We start from the raw sequence: 16,221 nt of genomic DNA on the forward strand, positions 1-16,221 counted from the left end.
CAGTGTAGTGGGTTTGGCGACGGAGGGTAACCGAGCCCTGCCTAGCCGGGCCCAGCCGCCGGCGCCACGCAAGCTGACACCACAAACAAAAAGGCCCCCGGTTACATCCGGAGGCTCTTGTCATCGCATCTAGGCGATCTTGTGGGCGCTGGCCTTATCAGGCTTCTTCTGCACCGCGCAGGCCGGCTGCGAGCTGGCGATTGATATTGATCAGCGGCAGCAGTTTGGCCTTGATCGGGTCGATGTGTAGTTCACGGGTTTCGTTCATCACGAACAGACCGAGATCTGCAATGTTCTGGCGAACCTGGGCGGGAAGGGGGTTGTCCTCGCGGGTAACCGAGGTGAGGAAGATATTCCAGATGCGGCGGTTGAAGAGCAGAGCCTCCTGGAGGCTGTCCTGCTTCAGGTCCCATGCGTCGTGGATAAGCTGGAGATTGGCAGCCGCCCGCGACAGCAGATTGGCTTCGCGATCACGCGGGGCTTCCGTTTTGCGGGCTACCTGTTGGTATGCCTGCGCTCCCTGATGGTACATTTGCAAGAAGGTCCTGTTCGTACTGAATTAACTTGCGGGCTGCCTTGAGAGCTTTGTACAGCGCGCCGGTTAAAATCTCGTTGTTGATCCCGTTTATGAGCGTGATCATCGAGGGTGCAGCCTGGATTATCTCATTGACAAGACGGAAGTATTCGTCGCGGAGCCGCGCCGTGTCGTCCTCGAGATACATCAGTTGTACGGCCAGGTAGATGCGCTTTGCGGGCGTATCTGCCGTGGCGATGGTCAGGATATCCTTTTCGCGCAGGATGGGCGCCTTGCCGTCGATGAAGAGCCGAGTCCGCTGGTCGGAATTGGTAATGATGCACTGCCCGATGATGAGACGCTCGCCGGGCTTGAGTTCGACTTTTAGGGACATGGGCTCTGGTTTCCTGTTCTGGGAATGCCGCCGTTCGTCTGGCGGGCTTAGGGATGGATAGCAGTCGCGGTCGACGGACGCCAGCGACTAAAGGGCGGAGCGGGCAGGGGAATCACGCCTGAGATGATTCTCATCTGGCCAAAAGAAGAAGGCGGGCTTGTGGCCCGCCTTCCTTTCGTCGTTATGAAGTTTGCGATTAACGCAGGAGCTGCAGAACTGCCTGGTCCTGCTGCGAGGCCATCGACAGAGCCGACGAGGAGAGCTGCTGGCGAGTCTGGAGAGCCAGAAGGTTCGCAGCTTCTTCGTTGGTGTCAGCCAAGGTCAGGTTCGCAGCGCCGGTTTCCAGCGTGTTGATCATGTTCTTGGTGAACGACTGACGGTTTTCGACCGACGACAGGTTCGAACCGAAGGCCGAAGCCTGCGAGCGAAGTTCCGTCAGGGCCGAAGACAGCTTGCCGAGGAAAGCGTCGATCGCTTCATCGGTATCGAGGTCTTCAGCGATCAGGCTGTCGACGCCGAGGTTCGAGGCGTTGATGCCGCGAACGTTGCCGTTCTTGTCCTTGGCCTGGATATCGATCGAGGACGTGCCGGATTCGTTGAAGGTGATCTTCAGCTTATCGCCACGGAGCAGATTGATACCGTTGAAGGACGAGTCGTCAGAGAGCTTGTCGAGCTGGTCACGCAGTTCGTTGAACTGCTTGGACAGGTTCGCGCGGACCGTGTTGCCATCGATCTTGGAGGGCACGAAGGCGTCGTTGCCATTGAAGTCAACGCCGACATCGAGTTCCTGGGTCGACAGGTTTTCGAGACGCAGCTTGCCGTTGTCGTTCGAGGCACGAACCTTGCCGCCGAAGTCGCGGTTGATCAGTTCGACGAACTTGTCGACAGTCTTGGTTGCGTTCAGACCCGAGACAGGTGCCGTACCGGTATTGACCGTGCCAGCGCCGAAGAGGGCGACAGCGTCGGTGCCAGCGATGGCAAGAGTCTTGGCTTCGGCAGACTTGGCCACAATCTGAAGCTTGCCGTTGTCGTCGAATTTGGCTTCGACGCCAGTGATGCCAGCGGCATCGAGCTGGGCATTGACGGCAGCCACAGTTTCTTCACGCCATTCGGCCTTGTCCAGAGCGTTCGGAGCATAACCAGCGCCGATGCCACCCTTGGCAGCCGAGATCGAGATATTGGCGGTCTTGCCGTCGTAGGAGACGGTGAACTCGTCCTTCTCGGCCGCAACTTCAGTGGTGTAGGCACGCGGAATGCCAACGGTCTGGGTTGCACCGCCAACGACTGCATTCTGCCCCTGCGTGAACGTCGCAGCCGGAGCACCAGGAGCCGTACCGGTGGTGACGCCGGTGAAGTCGATCGTGGCAGTCGAACGGCCCGCACCAGTGGTGAGGTCGGTCAGGGTCAGCGTGTTCGTGGCGTTGTCGTAGGCCGCAGAATACTTGGCACCCAGCGTGGGGTCGGCAGTGATCTTGGCCACAACGTCGGCACCGAAGGCGTCTTCAGTACCGGTAACAGCGAGCGACAGGCTGATACCATCGACGGTAATCGTATCCGCCGCGCCACCCGTACCACCGGTAAGGTTGAACGTGGTGGTAGCTGCCTGAGCTGCCTGGTTCACCGGGATGCCGGTCACCGACGGAGCCGAGGCGCCGGAGGCAACGTTGGTCAGGGTGATGTTCTGGGTGACGCTGTCAGCGACAACCGAGTAGCCGCCGGCGGTAGCATTGGCCTGAAGGCTGGCAACGAAGTCGTCGTAGGTAGCGCCGGTGTTGATGGTCTGGCCACCAACCTGAATGGCGCCGGAAACGGCCGAGTAGTTGAACGAAGTCGTGCCCTTGACGTCGCTATCGGCGGCCTGGAACACAACCTCGGCAGCTTCCGCGGTCGGGTCGACGGTTTCGATGATGATCTTGCCGACATTGGCACCCGTACCGACGGCAACGCTATACTTCTGCGTGGTGCCAGCATTGAGGTCGAGAGCCGACTGGATCGTGGCAGCGAGTTCGGCATCGGTGACGCCGGAAGCTGCAACACCTTCGTCGGCCGTGATGGTCACGCCGGCAACGGTGAAGGTTTCGCCATCGGCAAAAGCCGTGTTGGTGGTGATCAGCGTACGAGCGCCGGCACCCGAAGCTGCGGCAGTGGTCGAAACCGTGCCGAGATATTCGGTGGCGGAAGCGGTCGTCAGCTGCGACTTCACGCCGGCAACGGCGTTGGTCAGCTTGATCTCAGAGGGGACGTCACCAAACTGACCGCCAACCAGCGAGATCACCGAAGCATCGGTGACGTCGAACGACTTGGTCTGGAAGGACTTGTCCTGACGAGCCTGGCGCAGCGTCGACTGCATGGATTCCAGGTTCTTGGTCAGCGCGGTGATGCCGTTGTTGGCAGCTTCGATGACCTTGATACCCGAGGCCATCGAGTCGAGCAGGTTGCTCATGTCCGCGGCGCGGCTGTTAAGAGCCGATGCCGTGAAGAAGTTCGACGGATTGTCGAGGGCAGAATTCACCTTGTTACCGGTAGCAAGGCGCTGCTGCGTCTTGTCCATCATCGAGGCGGTATTCTGGAGGCTCAAAAGGTTCGCGCGAACGGCCTTTGAGAGAGAAACATCGGAACCCATACTAGGTTTTCCTTCTGGACGTGTGGTGCTTATGCCTCAATCCTTGAGACACGCTCAGAATGGCGCCGACTTGCTAAAAACTTCTTAAATTGCGAACATCTTTACGCTGTCCGTAAAGGCTTATTTTGTCACGGCTTTTCCAGGTTTTCCGGGTTTTTTCCTGAGTTTCCGGACCTCTTCGCTGATTAAATTTTCGGCACGGAAAGTCCGGGTTAACCGCATCGGTTAGGGAAGACTCCGGTGCCGAAGGCGGCCGCCATGGCGAGTCTTTGGCCAAGACTCAGGCGCTGCGAACCGCGCAACTGCCTCCAATCGTCCCTGCCGTGAAGCTCTCGAAAACACCTGGCTGGCCCGACCCAACAGGCATTGTGGCGCAGGCGAGTGGCCCTCGGGTCAAGCCCGAGGGTAGCACCGCGATTGAGAATAAGTTCCAAGCGAACACTCCCGGCGCGGGCGGGGCCATCCTGAGATGCACAGGCAAGCGCACTTCCACCGTGCTCGCCCCCTTACGCGTATACGCGCGCGATTCGTGACCTCCCGGAACCGTCGGGCAGGGGGCAAATCCGGCCCCGCGGGAATTAGATAAAATTTGAAATAAATTGCGCGGTTTCCCGAGAGGGGCCCGCAGCAATTGGACACTAAACCTGATCTCGCCGGCAAGAAACGCCGGAAGAAAACAAAATCTCTGGAACAGGAAGTCCAAACAAATGAGCATCAACCTCTCGTCCAACGCCCGCACCGGTCTCACCGTTCTCCGTAACGTCGCAGAACAGATGGCCACTACTCAGAGCCGTCTGGTTACCGGCAAGGCCGTCAACAGCCCGCTCGACAATGTCTCGAAGTTCTTTACTGCTTCCTCGATGGACACCCGCGCTGCTTCGATTGATGCTCTGATGGACAATATTAACGCCGCCCAGTCCTCCATGAAGGCCGCCTCTGAAGGTATCAAGGGTATCCAGGGCCTGATCAAGGAAGCCCGCGGCCTCACCAGCCAGGCGCTGACCTCCTCGGCCGCCAATGCCAAGGTCACCGGCTCGGCCACTGTCACCGGTTCCACCGCAATCACCGCAGCCGACACGGTCGTGCTGACCACGACCAGCGGCACCTACACCTACACTGCTCCTGGTGGTGGCGGTACCGTCCAGGGCCTGATCGATGGCATCAATGCTGACGCCGACGTCGGCGTGACGGCAGCCTTGGTCGACGGCAAGCTGACCCTGACCGGTTCCAACAACGAAGACATCACGATTGCCGGCACCGGCACGGGTCTGACTGCACCGGGCCTGACGGCAGGTACGACGGCCCCGGCGAATAACGCCACCCGTGAAGCCCTGTCCAAGCAGTTCGAAGCTCTCCGCTCGGAAATCGACCGGATCGCCAAGGATGCCGGCATCAACGGCACCAACCTGCTCGACGGCGACAAGATCCAGTTGGCGCTGAACGAAGATGGTTCGTCGTCCACCACCATCAAGGGGACTTCGGTCAACTCCTCCTCCTTGAACATCGATGCCTCGACCAACACCTGGCAATCGGATGCCGATATCAATGCGACGCTCACCGATCTGATCGGCGCCGCCGACTCGCTGGAAGCAACTGCCGCCTCGTTCTCTTCGAACCAGTCGATCATCAATGCCCGTAAGGACTTCAACTCCTCGCTGTCGGATATCCTGAAGTCCAGCGCCTCGAACCTGACCGCTGCTGACATGGATCAGGAAGCTGCGAACCTCGTTGCTCTCCAGACCCGCCAGCAGATGGCAACGACCGCTCTCTCGATCATGCAGTCGTCCGAAACGACCGCTCTTCGCCTTCTCTCGTAAGAGACCCCAATCTTCACTGAACTTGGCCCGCCTCCTCAGGCGGGCCTTTTTCGTTTCTGGGCTGCGCGCGAGTTCGAATGCTTCGCCCGCGACCGGTGCGCATCCTGTTCGGAGGGCCGGCTTCTCACCGGCTGTCATCCCGGCGAAGGCCGGGACCCATCTTGAGATCTCAGGTTGGGCCCCGGCCTTCGCCGGGTGACAATCAGGTGCGGGAATACTGCGGCCCATACCAAACAAAAAAGCCCGGGCCGATCGTTGGATCGGCCCGGGCTCATGCATTTTCTGCAGTATCAGATTGTCTTGTCGGTCAGCTTGAAGCCATAGGTCGGGGGCGACCATTCGTTACGCAGGCGTCGTGCCACTTCATAGGGACTCGGCGGGTCGATCGCCTGTTGATTGCCTAGAAGGGCTGCTTCAAAAATAGTCTCGGGCGGCAGACTGCCCTCTGCCGCCGCGCCGCCGAATCCGGCGGGCAGTGCCTGCGGCTCGGCTTCGTTCTGTTGGCCCTTGTTTGAGCCGTTCTTGTCGTCCCGCCGGTCTTGGCGGATGAACCTGGGAAGATGCGGCGAGAAGGCGATACCCATGGTATCGGCCCTCGGCGCGATTCTGGCGCTCATGTTCCTGTCCTGGAGCCACAATTGGCCGACACCAGGCTATGAAGCCTTTCCTATCTCTCCCTTTGTCCCGACGGGATGATTTTAAGACACACCTCAGCATTTCGGAGGGATTGGGTAACCATGTGTGCCGGACCAAGCAAAAAGGGCCTCCGCTTCTGCGGAGACCCTGTGGCCGGTAGCGTTTCTGGCGCCCCTTCTGGAGTGCTCGCCTTACTTTGGATCAGGCGGAGCGCCGCGGCGATTCTTCCAAACTAGAGCGCGCGATTGACCGCAATGCCGCGGGCCGAGGCTGCGCGCGGCATCTTCACTTCGCCGCTGCGGTCATAGGTGCGCGTGTGGTCCTTGGCGCCTACCGTGTCGGCGACGTCGCCGATCAGGTCTTCGGCAAGATTCTTCGCCGTAGCGATGACGCGGAGATTCTCGGCCATCTGGGTGGCGAGGGCGTCGTGGTTCTTGTGCAGGCGGTCGAGCGAGGTCGGTGCTTCGGCCACGAGGCGCTCGGTCTGGCGCTGCACCGAGCGGGCAAAGACCACATAGTCTTGTGCCAGCTGGGTTTTCTGGGCGGTCAGGCCCGCGGCGTCGCGAAAACGGCCGGCGCGGAGCAGGGTGGTTTCCTCGTTCATCATGGTCACGAGTGCCTGAAGCGCGGATTCTGCCTGGGCACAAAGCTCTTCGGCCGGCAGGCTGTCGAGGAACGCAATACGATCGGCTGCTGCGGACATTAACGGTACACTCCTGATGGACGCATATTATTGTTCTGGTTGGCTTCTTGCAGGGCGATCATGTCGCCCAGGATCTGGTCGGCGATGCCGAGGCCGCCGTTCTGCGCCATGGTATTGGCGAGCTGTTCGGCCTGCATGGATCGCCAGGTCTCTTCACCAAAGCCGCCGCCAAACCCGTTTTCCGATTTGGCCGTGGCGAACATTTCCTTGGTGAGCAGATTGAGGAAGACGCCTTCGAGGTCTTCCGCCTGCTTCCTGAGTTTGTCGAGCTGACGGTTATCGAGGCTGGTCTGGGGCTTTACGCCGTTGATTGCAGTTTCCATCACAGCACCTCGATCTCGGCCTGGAGGGCGCCGGTCGCCTTGATGGCCTGAAGGATGGCGATGAGATCGCGGGGCGAAATCCCCAGCGCATTGAGCCCGTCGACCAGTTCCTGCAGCGTCACGGATTCCTTGATCACCTGCAGCGCCGTGTCGGTCTGGGTCACGCTGAGATCGGTATTGGGTTCGACCGCGGTCACGCCTTGGCTGAAAGGCAGGGGCTGCACCACTTCCGGATTTTCGGCAATGCTGACCGTCAGGTTCGACTGTGCCACCGCCACGCTCGACACGCGCACATCCTTGCCCATGACAATGATGCCGCTGTTTTCGTCGATGACGATCTTGGCCGACTGGTCTGTCTGGATGATGAGCTGTTCGATATCGGTGAGGAGGTCGACGATATTGCCGTTGAAATTGACCGGCAGCGTCAGGCGCACAGTGGCCGGATCTTCCGGAACGGCGGTCGGGGCGCCGATGAAATCGTTGATCGCCATTGCGATGCGGCGGGCCGTGGTCAGGTCCGAATTGCGCAGCGTCAGGCGCAGCGAGTGCTGGGAGCCGAGTTCGAAGTCGATTTCGCGTTCGATCAGCGCGCCCGAAGAAATGCGGCCTGTGGTCGGCACGCCCGAAACGATGCTCGCCGAGTCGCCTTCCGCCCTAAAACCGTTGATGGCGACCGGACCCTGGGCGATGGCGTAGACTTCGCCGTCGGCGCCGAGCAACGGGGTCACGAGCAGCGTGCCGCCCTGCAGGCTCTTGGCATTGCCGAGCGAAGCGATGGAAACGTCCATGCGCGAACCCTGCGCGGCGAAGGGCGGCAGGCTCGCCGTCACCATCACGGCCGCCACATTGGCAGTGCGCACATTCTCGCCCTGAGTGTTGACCCCGAGACGTTCGAGCATGGATTGGAGCGACTGCTTGGTGAAGGGCGAATTGTTGAGGCTGTCGCCCGTACCGTTGAGACCGACGACGAGGCCATAGCCCACGAGCTGATTCTCGCGAACGCCTTCGACATCGACGATGTCCTTGATGCGGGCAGGAGCGGCGGCAACCTGGGCCAGAGGCGCTAGAGACAGTGCTGCGCTGAGCGCTGCAGCAAGGCCTATGCGGAAGAATTTGTTCGGCATGTCTATCCCCGGTACGAAGCTGCACCATCCCCATGGCGCCGCGGTCGCTTTCGGTAATGCGAGAAGCGTGCCAAATCGCGAATTTCTTCGTAAGTGCCTTATATCAAAGGATAATGTGTTCGATCGGCAAGGCAGGGTGATCGACTAAATGCGCCAGTGTGCAAATCTTGCCGGGGTCATTAAGTCGTCATTAACCATGTAGGGCAGATTTTGCCTGCAACAGGAATCTCGGGGGCGAGTCAGTCAGTGCGTATAGAATCCGCCAATCGGATGAGCAGTGTAGCGTCGCGCGCTTCCGTCGGGAAATATGCGCCAGGCCAGTCCTTCACCATGGCCGACGTGTCGGCTCCGGCCCGCGTGGCGCGGGCGGCTCCGGTTTCGCAGGTGGCCCCGCTCGATGCCATCCTTGCCATTCAGTCCGTGGGCGATGCCATGGGCGGCAAGCGCAAGGCGGTCAAACGCGGCACGAACCTGCTCGACATTCTCGACGGCATCAAGGCCGATCTCCTGGTCGGCATTATCACGCCCGAGCGTATGGACGCCCTTATCGAAGAGCTCAGTGTCTATCGCGATCGCACCGAGCCGGGGCTCGACGCCGTGCTCGATGATATCGAATTGCGGGTCCGCGTCGAGCTCGCCAAACAGGGCCGATTCCCTGACTTTTGAGCTATCGAATGATCCGGAAAAGTGGACGCTGATTTTCGGAAAAGATCGCGCTGCTGTTCAAATTGTGGACAAAGGCGGGCCCAAGCTTCATCAAAATGTTGTCAGACTCGCGCTATGCACCTGAAGCAAAGGGGCTTTTCATAGTTAAGGCTCTTTAAGAACTTCGCTTGCTCGGGGTTGACCTGCGGCATATATAGGCCGCCGTGGGGTGCATTGGAGTTGAGTCTGCTGATGTCTTCGGTTGAAGTGATTGAATACCGGCCGAGTGAAAACGAGCCGTTCATGAACCCGCGGATGCGGGAGTACTTCCGAAACAAGCTTCTGGCCTGGAAGGACGAGATCCTGCGGGAAAGCCGCGGAACTCTGGAAAACCTTCAGGAAGAAAGCCAGAACCATCCTGATATGGCCGACCGGGCGAGCTCGGAAAGCGACAGGGCACTGGAGCTGAGGACGCGCGATCGCCAGCGCAAGTTGATCGGCAAGATCGACTCGGCACTGAAGCGGATCGACGACGGTACCTACGGCTTCTGCGAAGAAACCGGCGACCCGATTGGTGTCGCCCGCCTCGACGCCCGCCCGACCGCCACGCTCAGCCTCGAGGCGCAGGAGCTGCACGAGCGGCGCGAAAAGGTCTATCGCGACGAGTAAGACAGAGATTTGAAGCCCGCTTTCGAGCGGGCTTTCTTTTTGCGTCAGCTTTTGCCGCTTAGCCGTTCTTCGGAAAGCCTTTTCTAGATTCCACGCGCGTGCCGCGGAAGACTGCCCTCGTTCAATACCGGGTGCCTGCGACAGGTCGAATTGCGGCGGTATGGGCTCAGCTTTCGAGGCGTGAGCGATTGCGCTCGTGGATGGCCTCGGCCTCCGGCGACATCTGCTCGGCAAAATCTGCCATCTCGAAGGCGGGACGGATTTCGATCTCGCTGTCGGTCAACATGGGATTGGGGCAACGCTTGACCCATTCGACGGCCTCGTCCATGTCGCGCACTTCCCAGATCCAGTAGCCGGCAACCAATTCCTTGGTTTCGGCAAAGGGCCCGTCGATCACCGAACGGCCGGTGCCGCTGAAGACGACGCGCTTGCCATATTTGCTGGGTTTCAGCCCATCGCCACCGAGCATGATCCCGGCATCGACCAGCTGCTCATTGTAGCGGCCCATTTCCTCGAGCATCTGGGCCTCGGGCATGACTTCGGCTTCGCTATCGACAGTGGCTTTCACAAAAACGACGACACGCATCGGATGTCTCCTCGGTTGGCAGTGCGCAATTGCCTGCTCGTCTTGGCGACGATCCTAGCCGGACTGCTTCGACATTTGAGAGACGAAAACGCAAAAATGACAACGGGGCCTTTCGGCCCCGTCTGCATGAGATGGTGCGAGTGAAGTTCAGAAGCCGAACACGGTGGTGATGCCGCTCTGGCCATTGCCGTTCTGCATGCACTGAGCGTCGGTCGCTTCGCCGAACTGGAACAGGCCGCAGGTATTGTTATTGCCGTTCTGGCTGATCGTGCCGTTGTGGCCGTTGCCGTCCTGGACGATCAGGCCCGAATTGTTGGAGCCGTTCTGGTTGAAGCCGGCCGAATTGAAATTACCGTTCTGGAAGGCATTGCCGCCATTGGCCGACATGCCCTGAACGACGGAGAACATGCGCAGGCCAAGACCGAGCGCCTGGGCCTGGTCGGGGTCGGTGGGGGCGAAGCCGATCGAGATTTGACCACCGGCCATGGCAGGCGAAATGCCAATGAGAAGAGCGGTGACGGCGGCGGCGACGGTCTTGGTGAAGGTGGCGGTCATTTGGTCTCTCCAAAGTGTTTGTGCGTTCCCGGTGCTGGTCTTCCAGCTCATGAAACGAGGTTAGCCAGCCTCGACTGAACCCATTCGGAGCGGCGCATTCAGACTTCGTTCACGGAATCTTCAGCGGCAAAAAAAGAGCCCCGGCCGAAGCCGGGGCAGGTCTTGGGTCAAGGGAAGGTCATCCTGACCCGCTTCGTCACGGGGTGCGACGAACTGGAAACCTGCTCACGTCCGCGTAGCGGTTTGCGAGCAGTCAAAGGTCTTGCCATTGGCCGTCACGGTGAAATCGACGCTGACATTGGAGCCGGCATTGATCATCACCTGGCCGAGAGAAATCTCGGCATTGGGTGCAGCGGAAAACTGTCCGCCCTGGCTGATATTGGTGGAGCCACCGCCGCCCGCGCTCTTGAGCGCGAAGCGGTATTCGCCCGTTAGGGCAGTGGGGCTCACCAGAGTTCCCTCAAGGGCGAGCATCCCGCCCTGGGTTTTGCTGATGACGCCACAGGCGAAATCGCCGCCTGCTGCATTGGCATTGGCGGCAAAACCCACGGCGGTGATAACAGCGACGGCCGCAAAGGTGGTTTGAATGAGTGGGTGAAGCATGTCGTCCTCCTGATGAATGGAAGGGGCCGGCGGCGCCGGCCCCGTTTCGCAGAGGTTACGGGCAGGCCTGCACGAAGGCCGTCACATTGCCCGAGCCGTGCTGGGTGACATTGGCGTTGCAATTGTTGCCGACCTGCACGCCGGCAGCGACATTGCCATTGCCGTCCTGGGTGACGACTGCATTGTGGTTGCTGCCGAACTGGCCCACGCCGGCCTGATTGTTCCAGCCGTTCTGGTAGACGTCGCCGTAGTTGTTGACGCCCTGCTGGCCGATGGCCGAGACGTTGTTGCCGCCATACTGCTGGCTCACGGCGCTGTTCCACCAGCCGTTCTGCTGAGCGGCAAAAGTGTTGTTCCAGCCGGACTGGCCGCCACCGACCGAATTCCCGAAACCGGTCTGGTCGACATAGATGCCACCGGCCATGGCGGCGGGGGCAGCCGAAGCGGCGATAACGGTGGCAGCAACGGCGGTAATGATGAACTTGCGGATCATTTGAAGTCTCCTGGTTTGCTGCGGTCCCTCCGACCGCTTGTTGATGGAGACTGTTCTAGGCGTGTGATCCGGAACGGCATCTGAAGCGGGGATTCAGAATTCGTTCATCGGCAGAAAAATGCGGAAATGATTCCGGGGTTTGAGGTAAGTGGTTGTTCGCAAGAGGCTTTCATCAAACTCGATGCGGCACCCTCCCCTTGACGGGGAGGGTTGGGGAGGGGTGTCCACGCACTCTGAGACAGTGGCTCCCGCACCCCCTCCCATCCTCCCCCGTCTAGGGGGAGGTGCCGGGCCGGTGGGTGGGGCGAGGATTGAGTCTCCTCAAACCCGCCCATACCGGCGCTTCAAATGCGCCTTGAAGAACTCCGCATTCAGCGGCTCGCCCGTCGCGCGGGTGATCAGGTCCGGCGTCGAATAGCGCGAGGCGGCCTGCCAGATATTGTCCGACCGCCACTGGTTGATTGCCCCGAACTCGCCCTGCCGCATCTGCGCCCGCGCATCCGGCACGGCCTTTTCCATCGCCGCCCATTGCTGCGCCGCGATCATGGCGCCCAGCGTATAGCTCGGGAAATAGCCAAAGGCGCCGCCCGGCCAGTGCACATCCTGCATCGGCCCATCCTTGGGATCGTTGATGGTCGAAATCCCGAGATATTCCGTCATCTTGGCGTCCCAAGCCTCCGGAATCTGGCTCGCTTCCAGCTTGCCCGCCACCAGTTCCTGCTCCAGCTCGTAGCGCAGGATCACGTGCAGCGGATAAGTGACCTCGTCGGCATCGACGCGGATATAGCCGCGCTCGACATGGTTCACTTCATTGAGAATATCGGCAATCTCCCAGCCGGGAATCGCATCTTCGCCGAGATGCTGGCCAACCAGCGGCAGCAGGTATTCCCAGAATTCGGGGCTGCGCGAGAGCTGCATTTCCACGAACAGGCTCTGGCTTTCATGCATGCCCATGCCGCGCGCCTTGCCCAGCGGCCAGTGCGACCAGTCCTTGGGCAGGCCCTGCTCATAGAGCGCATGACCCGTCTCGTGCAGCACACCCATCAGCGAGGACAGGAATTCATCGGTCCGATAGCGCGTCGTCATCCGCACGTCGGTCGGCACGCCGCCGCAGAACGGGTGATGCGACACAGCCAGCGATCCATGGGTGAAATCAAAGCCCACCGCCCGCATTGCCGCGAGGCCAAGTTCGCGCTGTTTTTCGATCGGGTAGGGGCCGTTGAGCGCCTTGCGCGGACGCTTGGCCAATCGCTCTTCCTGCACCGCCAGGGCTTCGGGAACAAAGCCCTTCAGGAAGCTCTTCAAATCCGCAAAAATTGGATCAATTCCGGTTACGCGATTGCCCGGATCATATTGATCCATAAGGGCATCATAGGGTTCGAGCTTGAGCACATCGGCCCGCAACTGCGCCTCTTCGCGCACCAGCGCCACGACACCTTCCAGCGCCGGCAGGAACGTGTCCCAATCACCCTTGGCGCGCAGATCGCGCCAGAGCTGCTCCGAGCGCATGGTCGCCGACGTCCGCCGCTCGACGAACTCGGTCGGCAGGCAGGTCGCATTGATATAGCTGCGCTCGAACTCGCCCACTGCCAGCTTCTGGTCGGCATCGAGATCTTCGCTTTTCGCCTTGGCAATCCAGTCGCCGATCTCAGGCGCCGTCGCCTGGGCATGATACATGCCGGCCAGGTTCGCCATGGCCTCGGCGCGCTTGTCGCCACCGCCCACCGCCATATGGGTCGCCTCGTCGGCCCCGAGAATGGACAGCGCGTGCTCCAGCGCCTCAAGTTTGCGGCCAAGGGCGTCGAGTTTCTGGAAGGACATGGATTGGTCTCCTAAAGGTCGGGAGATGTTTTCCATAGAGACGGCGGGGGATCAATGTGCCCGACCCCAAAAAGGGCAGAGGCGCAGCCGGGGAGCTGCGCCTCATATAGGCCGTATGGCTTCTGCCGATCGGCCGGGCGACCCTTCTGGATCGGCCCGGGGGAACAGCGGCGCGCAATGGGGACGACGCGCCGCCGAATTCTGTGATTGTTAGAACGGCAGGATCGCGTCGAGGACCTGCTGGCCGTAGCGCGGCTGCTGCACATCGGTGATCTGGCCGCGGCCGCCGTAGGAAATGCGGGCTTCGGCGATCTTGGTCGAGGCGATCGTGTTGTTCGCCTGGATATCCGACGGGCGCACGATGCCCGAGACGATCAGGTCGCGAACCTCAAAGTTCACGCGCACTTCCTGGCGGCCTTCGATCACCAGATTGCCGTTCGGCAGCACCTGGGTGATCACGGCAGCAATGGAGGTTTCCAGCGCTTCCGAGCGATTCACCGAGCCGGCGCCGGCATCGTTGATACCAGAGGTCAGGTCGATAGCCGCTGACGGGTCGATCGTGCCGCCCGAAAGGTTGTCCACGGCCGCCCCAAAAATGCCGCCCATGCCGGCCGAATTGGTCGAAGAGCGGTTACGGTTGGTCGTGTTGCTGATCTTGGCGCTGTCGTCGACCAGGACCTTGACGGTCAGGATGTCGCCGACGCGATGGGCGCGCTCGTCCTTGAAGAAACCGCGGGCGGAAGTGCGGTAGAGCGAGTTCGACTGATAGGTGTCGGCGATCGGCTCGGGCATCGGCATGCGCACCGGCTGGTAGCCGGCCATGGCCGTTGGGTCCTGGATCTGCGTCAGCGGCGGGGCGTTCCCGACATTGGCGAGGCGATCCATCGTGTTGCAGGCGCCGAGGGCTGCCGTCAGGGTAAGCAGGGTGACGATCTTGAGGGTTTTCATTGCTATCGATCCCGATTAGAGGCCGGCAAGCGACACGGGCGCACCGGTCACTTCGACCGTGCCCGGCGCTACGGCCGTCGCGCTGATCACGCGCTTGGACATGAGATTGAGCACCTGCAGGCTGGAGCCGCTGCTGGCACTGGTGATGGCCTGGCCCTTGACCGTCAGGGTCATGGGGCCGCGCCGATAGATGATGGTCACCAGATCATTCTTGGTGACGGCCAGTGGCGCGCTGACATCGCTCAGACGCAGCAGCATGCCTTCGCGGCTCTGGCGGTTGAGCGCCATGCCGACAAGCTGCTCGATGGGCGCAAAGGCGTAGGCATTGGCCTGTCCTGCCGGCACCGGGCGCATAACCAGATGTTCGGGCAGGAGGATCGTGCCGGCCGCCAGGTTTGCCGCCAGGTGCGGCATCTCGACGGTCATGTCGATCGTGCCGCCCAGGTCGAGCACGGTTTTGTTGTCGGCGAGGACAAAGCGGGCGGAAAAGTCGCGACCGCCGGCGGTGTAGCGCAGGCTGTCGAGCCGCACGGCGACGCCGCTGGTCGAAACCTGGATGGGGTCAATGAAGCGCGAGAACTGCAGCGTGGTGTTGACGCCGGGACCGACGAGACCACGGGCCGAAAGGTCCGCCATCACCAGGTCCTTGAGCTGGGCCTCATCCACGATCATGCCGGCACGCGTCACATTCACCGCCGAAAGGCCATTGGCCTCGAAGCTGGTGATGCCGATGCGGGCGGCCGCGGAGCGGATGGCAGCGATATCCACCTTGCCGGTCGTGCCCGGTGCCGGTGCGCTGAAGATAGCCGTCTCGGCCAGCGGGCCGGCGTCGTCGAACATGTCGGCTACAGTGACGACCTGGGTGGTCACCGTGACGTCGCCGCGCAGCGCGGGCGCTGCCTCGGTGGTGGCGGCAGTGAGCGAAAGCATGCTCACCAGGGCCAGTTTGGAAAAATGGCTCACCTTTGCCTCCTATTACCGGAGCTGGCTCGTGGCCTGCATCATCTGGTCGGCGCCGGAGATGACGCGAGCGTTCATCTCATAAGCGCGCTGAGCAGCGATCAGGTCGGCGATTTCGGTCACCGAATTGACGTTGGCCATTTCGAGATAGTTCTGCATCAGGTTGCCGGTGCCGTCGGTGTTTGCCACGCCAATCTGGGCAGGACCGCTGGCTGCGGTTTCGAGGAACAGGTTGTCGCCCATCGATTCGAGGCCCGACTTGTTCACGAAGCGTGCCATCTGCAGCTGGCCAAGCTGGACAGGCTCGCCGGCGGTGCCGACGAAGGCTTCAACCGTGCCATCGGGCGAGATCGAAACGCCGGTGGCGTCGCCCGGAATGGTGATACCACCCGTGATCTGGTAGCCGCTCGAATTGACCAGCGTGCCGTCCTGGCTGCGCTCGAACGAACCGTCGCGAGTATAGGCGGTCCGGCCATCGGGTAGATCGACCATGAAGAAGCCTTCGCCGCGGATCGCGACGTCGAGCTCGCGCTCGGTCATGCTCACGCTGCCCTGGCTCATCACGCGGGGCGTTGCGACAGTGCGCACACCCGAACCGATTTCGAGGCCGGCCGGCACTAGAGTGCCCTGATCCGAAGTCTGCGACCCGGCGCGGGAAATCTGCTGGTAGAGCAGGTCTTCAAATTCGGCACGCTGGCGCTTGAAGCCGGGCGTGCGCATGTTGGCGATATTGTTGGAGATGACTTCGACATTGCGTTCCTGCGCGCTCATGCCGGTCGATGCGATGTAAAGAGCTTTCATGGCGGG

General features: G+C 61.0%; 18 protein-coding genes. 3 read left to right on the top strand and 15 right to left on the bottom strand.

The features are described 5' to 3' along the window. Positions 1-157: 157 nt before the first annotated feature. From flaF to NVV77_RS06135, 3 genes are all read right to left on the bottom strand, one after another. The gene (gene flaF / locus NVV77_RS06125) at positions 158-532 is read right to left on the bottom strand and encodes a flagellar biosynthesis regulator FlaF (RefSeq protein ID WP_295411593.1); all 375 of its coding nucleotides are present in this window, start codon (positions 530-532) and stop codon (positions 158-160) included. Continuing rightward, positions 471-908: a flagellar biosynthesis repressor FlbT gene (gene flbT, locus NVV77_RS06130; RefSeq protein ID WP_295411594.1), complete on the bottom strand. Its 438-nt coding sequence runs from the start codon at positions 906-908 to the stop codon at positions 471-473. The genes flaF and flbT overlap by 62 nt, the downstream gene beginning before the upstream one ends. A gap of 196 nt (positions 909-1,104) precedes the next feature. Beyond that, on the bottom strand, positions 1,105-3,531 hold the full coding sequence (locus NVV77_RS06135) for a flagellin (RefSeq protein ID WP_295411595.1): 2,427 nt from the start codon (positions 3,529-3,531) through the stop codon (positions 1,105-1,107). 707 nt (positions 3,532-4,238) lie between these two features. Here NVV77_RS06135 and NVV77_RS06140 point away from each other — a divergent pair. Then, entirely contained in the window at positions 4,239-5,348 is a 1,110-nt protein-coding gene (locus NVV77_RS06140; RefSeq protein WP_295411596.1) for a flagellin, read from the top strand. A 290-nt stretch (positions 5,349-5,638) separates the two neighbouring features. On the opposite strand, the gene NVV77_RS06145 is transcribed toward NVV77_RS06140, so the two are convergent. The 4 genes from NVV77_RS06145 to NVV77_RS06160 form a co-directional block, all read right to left on the bottom strand. Beyond that, entirely contained in the window at positions 5,639-5,965 is a 327-nt protein-coding gene (locus NVV77_RS06145; protein ID WP_295411597.1) for a hypothetical protein, read from the bottom strand. A 251-nt stretch (positions 5,966-6,216) separates the two neighbouring features. Further along, on the bottom strand, positions 6,217-6,687 hold the full coding sequence (locus NVV77_RS06150) for a hypothetical protein (RefSeq protein WP_295411598.1): 471 nt from the start codon (positions 6,685-6,687) through the stop codon (positions 6,217-6,219). After that, positions 6,687-7,010 (bottom strand): rod-binding protein, encoded by a 324-nt coding sequence (locus NVV77_RS06155; protein WP_295411599.1) that lies wholly within the window; start codon positions 7,008-7,010, stop codon positions 6,687-6,689. Before NVV77_RS06155 ends, NVV77_RS06150 begins: the two co-directional genes overlap by 1 nt. Next, positions 7,010-8,134: a flagellar basal body P-ring protein FlgI gene (locus NVV77_RS06160; protein WP_295411600.1), complete on the bottom strand. Its 1,125-nt coding sequence runs from the start codon at positions 8,132-8,134 to the stop codon at positions 7,010-7,012. The genes NVV77_RS06155 and NVV77_RS06160 overlap by 1 nt, the downstream gene beginning before the upstream one ends. A 246-nt stretch (positions 8,135-8,380) precedes the next feature. On the opposite strand from NVV77_RS06160, the gene NVV77_RS06165 reads away from it, so the two are divergent. Together NVV77_RS06165 and dksA are read left to right on the top strand one after the other, a co-directional pair. Continuing rightward, positions 8,381-8,800, top strand: a complete 420-nt coding sequence (locus NVV77_RS06165; RefSeq protein ID WP_295411601.1) for a flagellar assembly protein FliX — start codon at positions 8,381-8,383, stop codon at positions 8,798-8,800. A gap of 231 nt (positions 8,801-9,031) precedes the next feature. Then, complete coding sequence (gene dksA / locus NVV77_RS06170; RefSeq protein WP_295411602.1) at positions 9,032-9,448, top strand: RNA polymerase-binding protein DksA; 417 nt, start codon at positions 9,032-9,034, stop codon at positions 9,446-9,448. A gap of 166 nt (positions 9,449-9,614) precedes the next feature. On the opposite strand, the gene NVV77_RS06175 is transcribed toward dksA, so the two are convergent. The 8 genes from NVV77_RS06175 to flgG all read right to left on the bottom strand — a co-directional run bounded on the left by NVV77_RS06175 (position 9,615) and on the right by flgG (position 16,215). Continuing rightward, positions 9,615-10,034, bottom strand: a complete 420-nt coding sequence (locus NVV77_RS06175; protein ID WP_295411603.1) for a YciI family protein — start codon at positions 10,032-10,034, stop codon at positions 9,615-9,617. 147 nt (positions 10,035-10,181) lie between these two features. Further along, positions 10,182-10,589, bottom strand: a complete 408-nt coding sequence (locus tag NVV77_RS06180; protein ID WP_295411604.1) for a curlin — start codon at positions 10,587-10,589, stop codon at positions 10,182-10,184. Between the two features lie 225 nt (positions 10,590-10,814). Beyond that, positions 10,815-11,192, bottom strand: a complete 378-nt coding sequence (gene csgH, locus NVV77_RS06185; protein WP_295411605.1) for a curli-like amyloid fiber formation chaperone CsgH — start codon at positions 11,190-11,192, stop codon at positions 10,815-10,817. Positions 11,193-11,247: 55 nt separating this feature from the next. Beyond that, entirely contained in the window at positions 11,248-11,685 is a 438-nt protein-coding gene (locus NVV77_RS06190; RefSeq protein ID WP_295411606.1) for a curlin, read from the bottom strand. A 321-nt stretch (positions 11,686-12,006) separates the two neighbouring features. Next, on the bottom strand, positions 12,007-13,506 hold the full coding sequence (locus NVV77_RS06195; protein WP_295411607.1) for a carboxypeptidase M32: 1,500 nt from the start codon (positions 13,504-13,506) through the stop codon (positions 12,007-12,009). A gap of 210 nt (positions 13,507-13,716) precedes the next feature. Next, on the bottom strand, positions 13,717-14,454 hold the full coding sequence (gene flgH / locus NVV77_RS06200) for a flagellar basal body L-ring protein FlgH (protein ID WP_295411608.1): 738 nt from the start codon (positions 14,452-14,454) through the stop codon (positions 13,717-13,719). Between the two features lie 15 nt (positions 14,455-14,469). After that, complete coding sequence (gene flgA / locus NVV77_RS06205) at positions 14,470-15,417, bottom strand: flagellar basal body P-ring formation chaperone FlgA (RefSeq protein ID WP_295411609.1); 948 nt, start codon at positions 15,415-15,417, stop codon at positions 14,470-14,472. 12 nt (positions 15,418-15,429) lie between these two features. After that, positions 15,430-16,215: a flagellar basal-body rod protein FlgG gene (gene flgG / locus NVV77_RS06210; protein ID WP_295411610.1), complete on the bottom strand. Its 786-nt coding sequence runs from the start codon at positions 16,213-16,215 to the stop codon at positions 15,430-15,432. Positions 16,216-16,221: the final 6 nt, after the last annotated feature.

The organism is Devosia sp. (assembly GCF_024707125.1).
Classification (GTDB): Bacteria; Pseudomonadota; Alphaproteobacteria; order Rhizobiales; family Devosiaceae; genus Devosia.

Excerpts from the sequence above, each read along its gene's own strand:
- NVV77_RS06190 (WP_295411606.1), bottom strand. The coding sequence starts at position 11,685 with ATGATCCGCAAGTTCATCATTACCGCCGTTGCTGCCACCGTTATCGCC.
- NVV77_RS06150 (WP_295411598.1), bottom strand. The coding sequence starts at position 6,687 with ATGTCCGCAGCAGCCGATCGTATTGCGTTCCTCGACAGCCTGCCGGCC.
- csgH (WP_295411605.1), bottom strand. The coding sequence starts at position 11,192 with ATGCTTCACCCACTCATTCAAACCACCTTTGCGGCCGTCGCTGTTATC.
- dksA (WP_295411602.1), top strand. The coding sequence starts at position 9,032 with ATGTCTTCGGTTGAAGTGATTGAATACCGGCCGAGTGAAAACGAGCCG.
- NVV77_RS06145 (WP_295411597.1), bottom strand. The coding sequence starts at position 5,965 with ATGAGCGCCAGAATCGCGCCGAGGGCCGATACCATGGGTATCGCCTTC.
- NVV77_RS06180 (WP_295411604.1), bottom strand. The coding sequence starts at position 10,589 with ATGACCGCCACCTTCACCAAGACCGTCGCCGCCGCCGTCACCGCTCTT.
- flgH (WP_295411608.1), bottom strand. The coding sequence starts at position 14,454 with ATGAAAACCCTCAAGATCGTCACCCTGCTTACCCTGACGGCAGCCCTC.
- NVV77_RS06140 (WP_295411596.1), top strand. The coding sequence starts at position 4,239 with ATGAGCATCAACCTCTCGTCCAACGCCCGCACCGGTCTCACCGTTCTC.
- NVV77_RS06195 (WP_295411607.1), bottom strand. The coding sequence starts at position 13,506 with ATGTCCTTCCAGAAACTCGACGCCCTTGGCCGCAAACTTGAGGCGCTG.
- flbT (WP_295411594.1), bottom strand. The coding sequence starts at position 908 with ATGTCCCTAAAAGTCGAACTCAAGCCCGGCGAGCGTCTCATCATCGGG.
- NVV77_RS06155 (WP_295411599.1), bottom strand. The coding sequence starts at position 7,010 with ATGGAAACTGCAATCAACGGCGTAAAGCCCCAGACCAGCCTCGATAAC.
- NVV77_RS06175 (WP_295411603.1), bottom strand. The coding sequence starts at position 10,034 with ATGCGTGTCGTCGTTTTTGTGAAAGCCACTGTCGATAGCGAAGCCGAA.
- NVV77_RS06135 (WP_295411595.1), bottom strand. The coding sequence starts at position 3,531 with ATGGGTTCCGATGTTTCTCTCTCAAAGGCCGTTCGCGCGAACCTTTTG.
- flaF (WP_295411593.1), bottom strand. The coding sequence starts at position 532 with ATGTACCATCAGGGAGCGCAGGCATACCAACAGGTAGCCCGCAAAACG.
- NVV77_RS06160 (WP_295411600.1), bottom strand. The coding sequence starts at position 8,134 with ATGCCGAACAAATTCTTCCGCATAGGCCTTGCTGCAGCGCTCAGCGCA.
- flgG (WP_295411610.1), bottom strand. The coding sequence starts at position 16,215 with ATGAAAGCTCTTTACATCGCATCGACCGGCATGAGCGCGCAGGAACGC.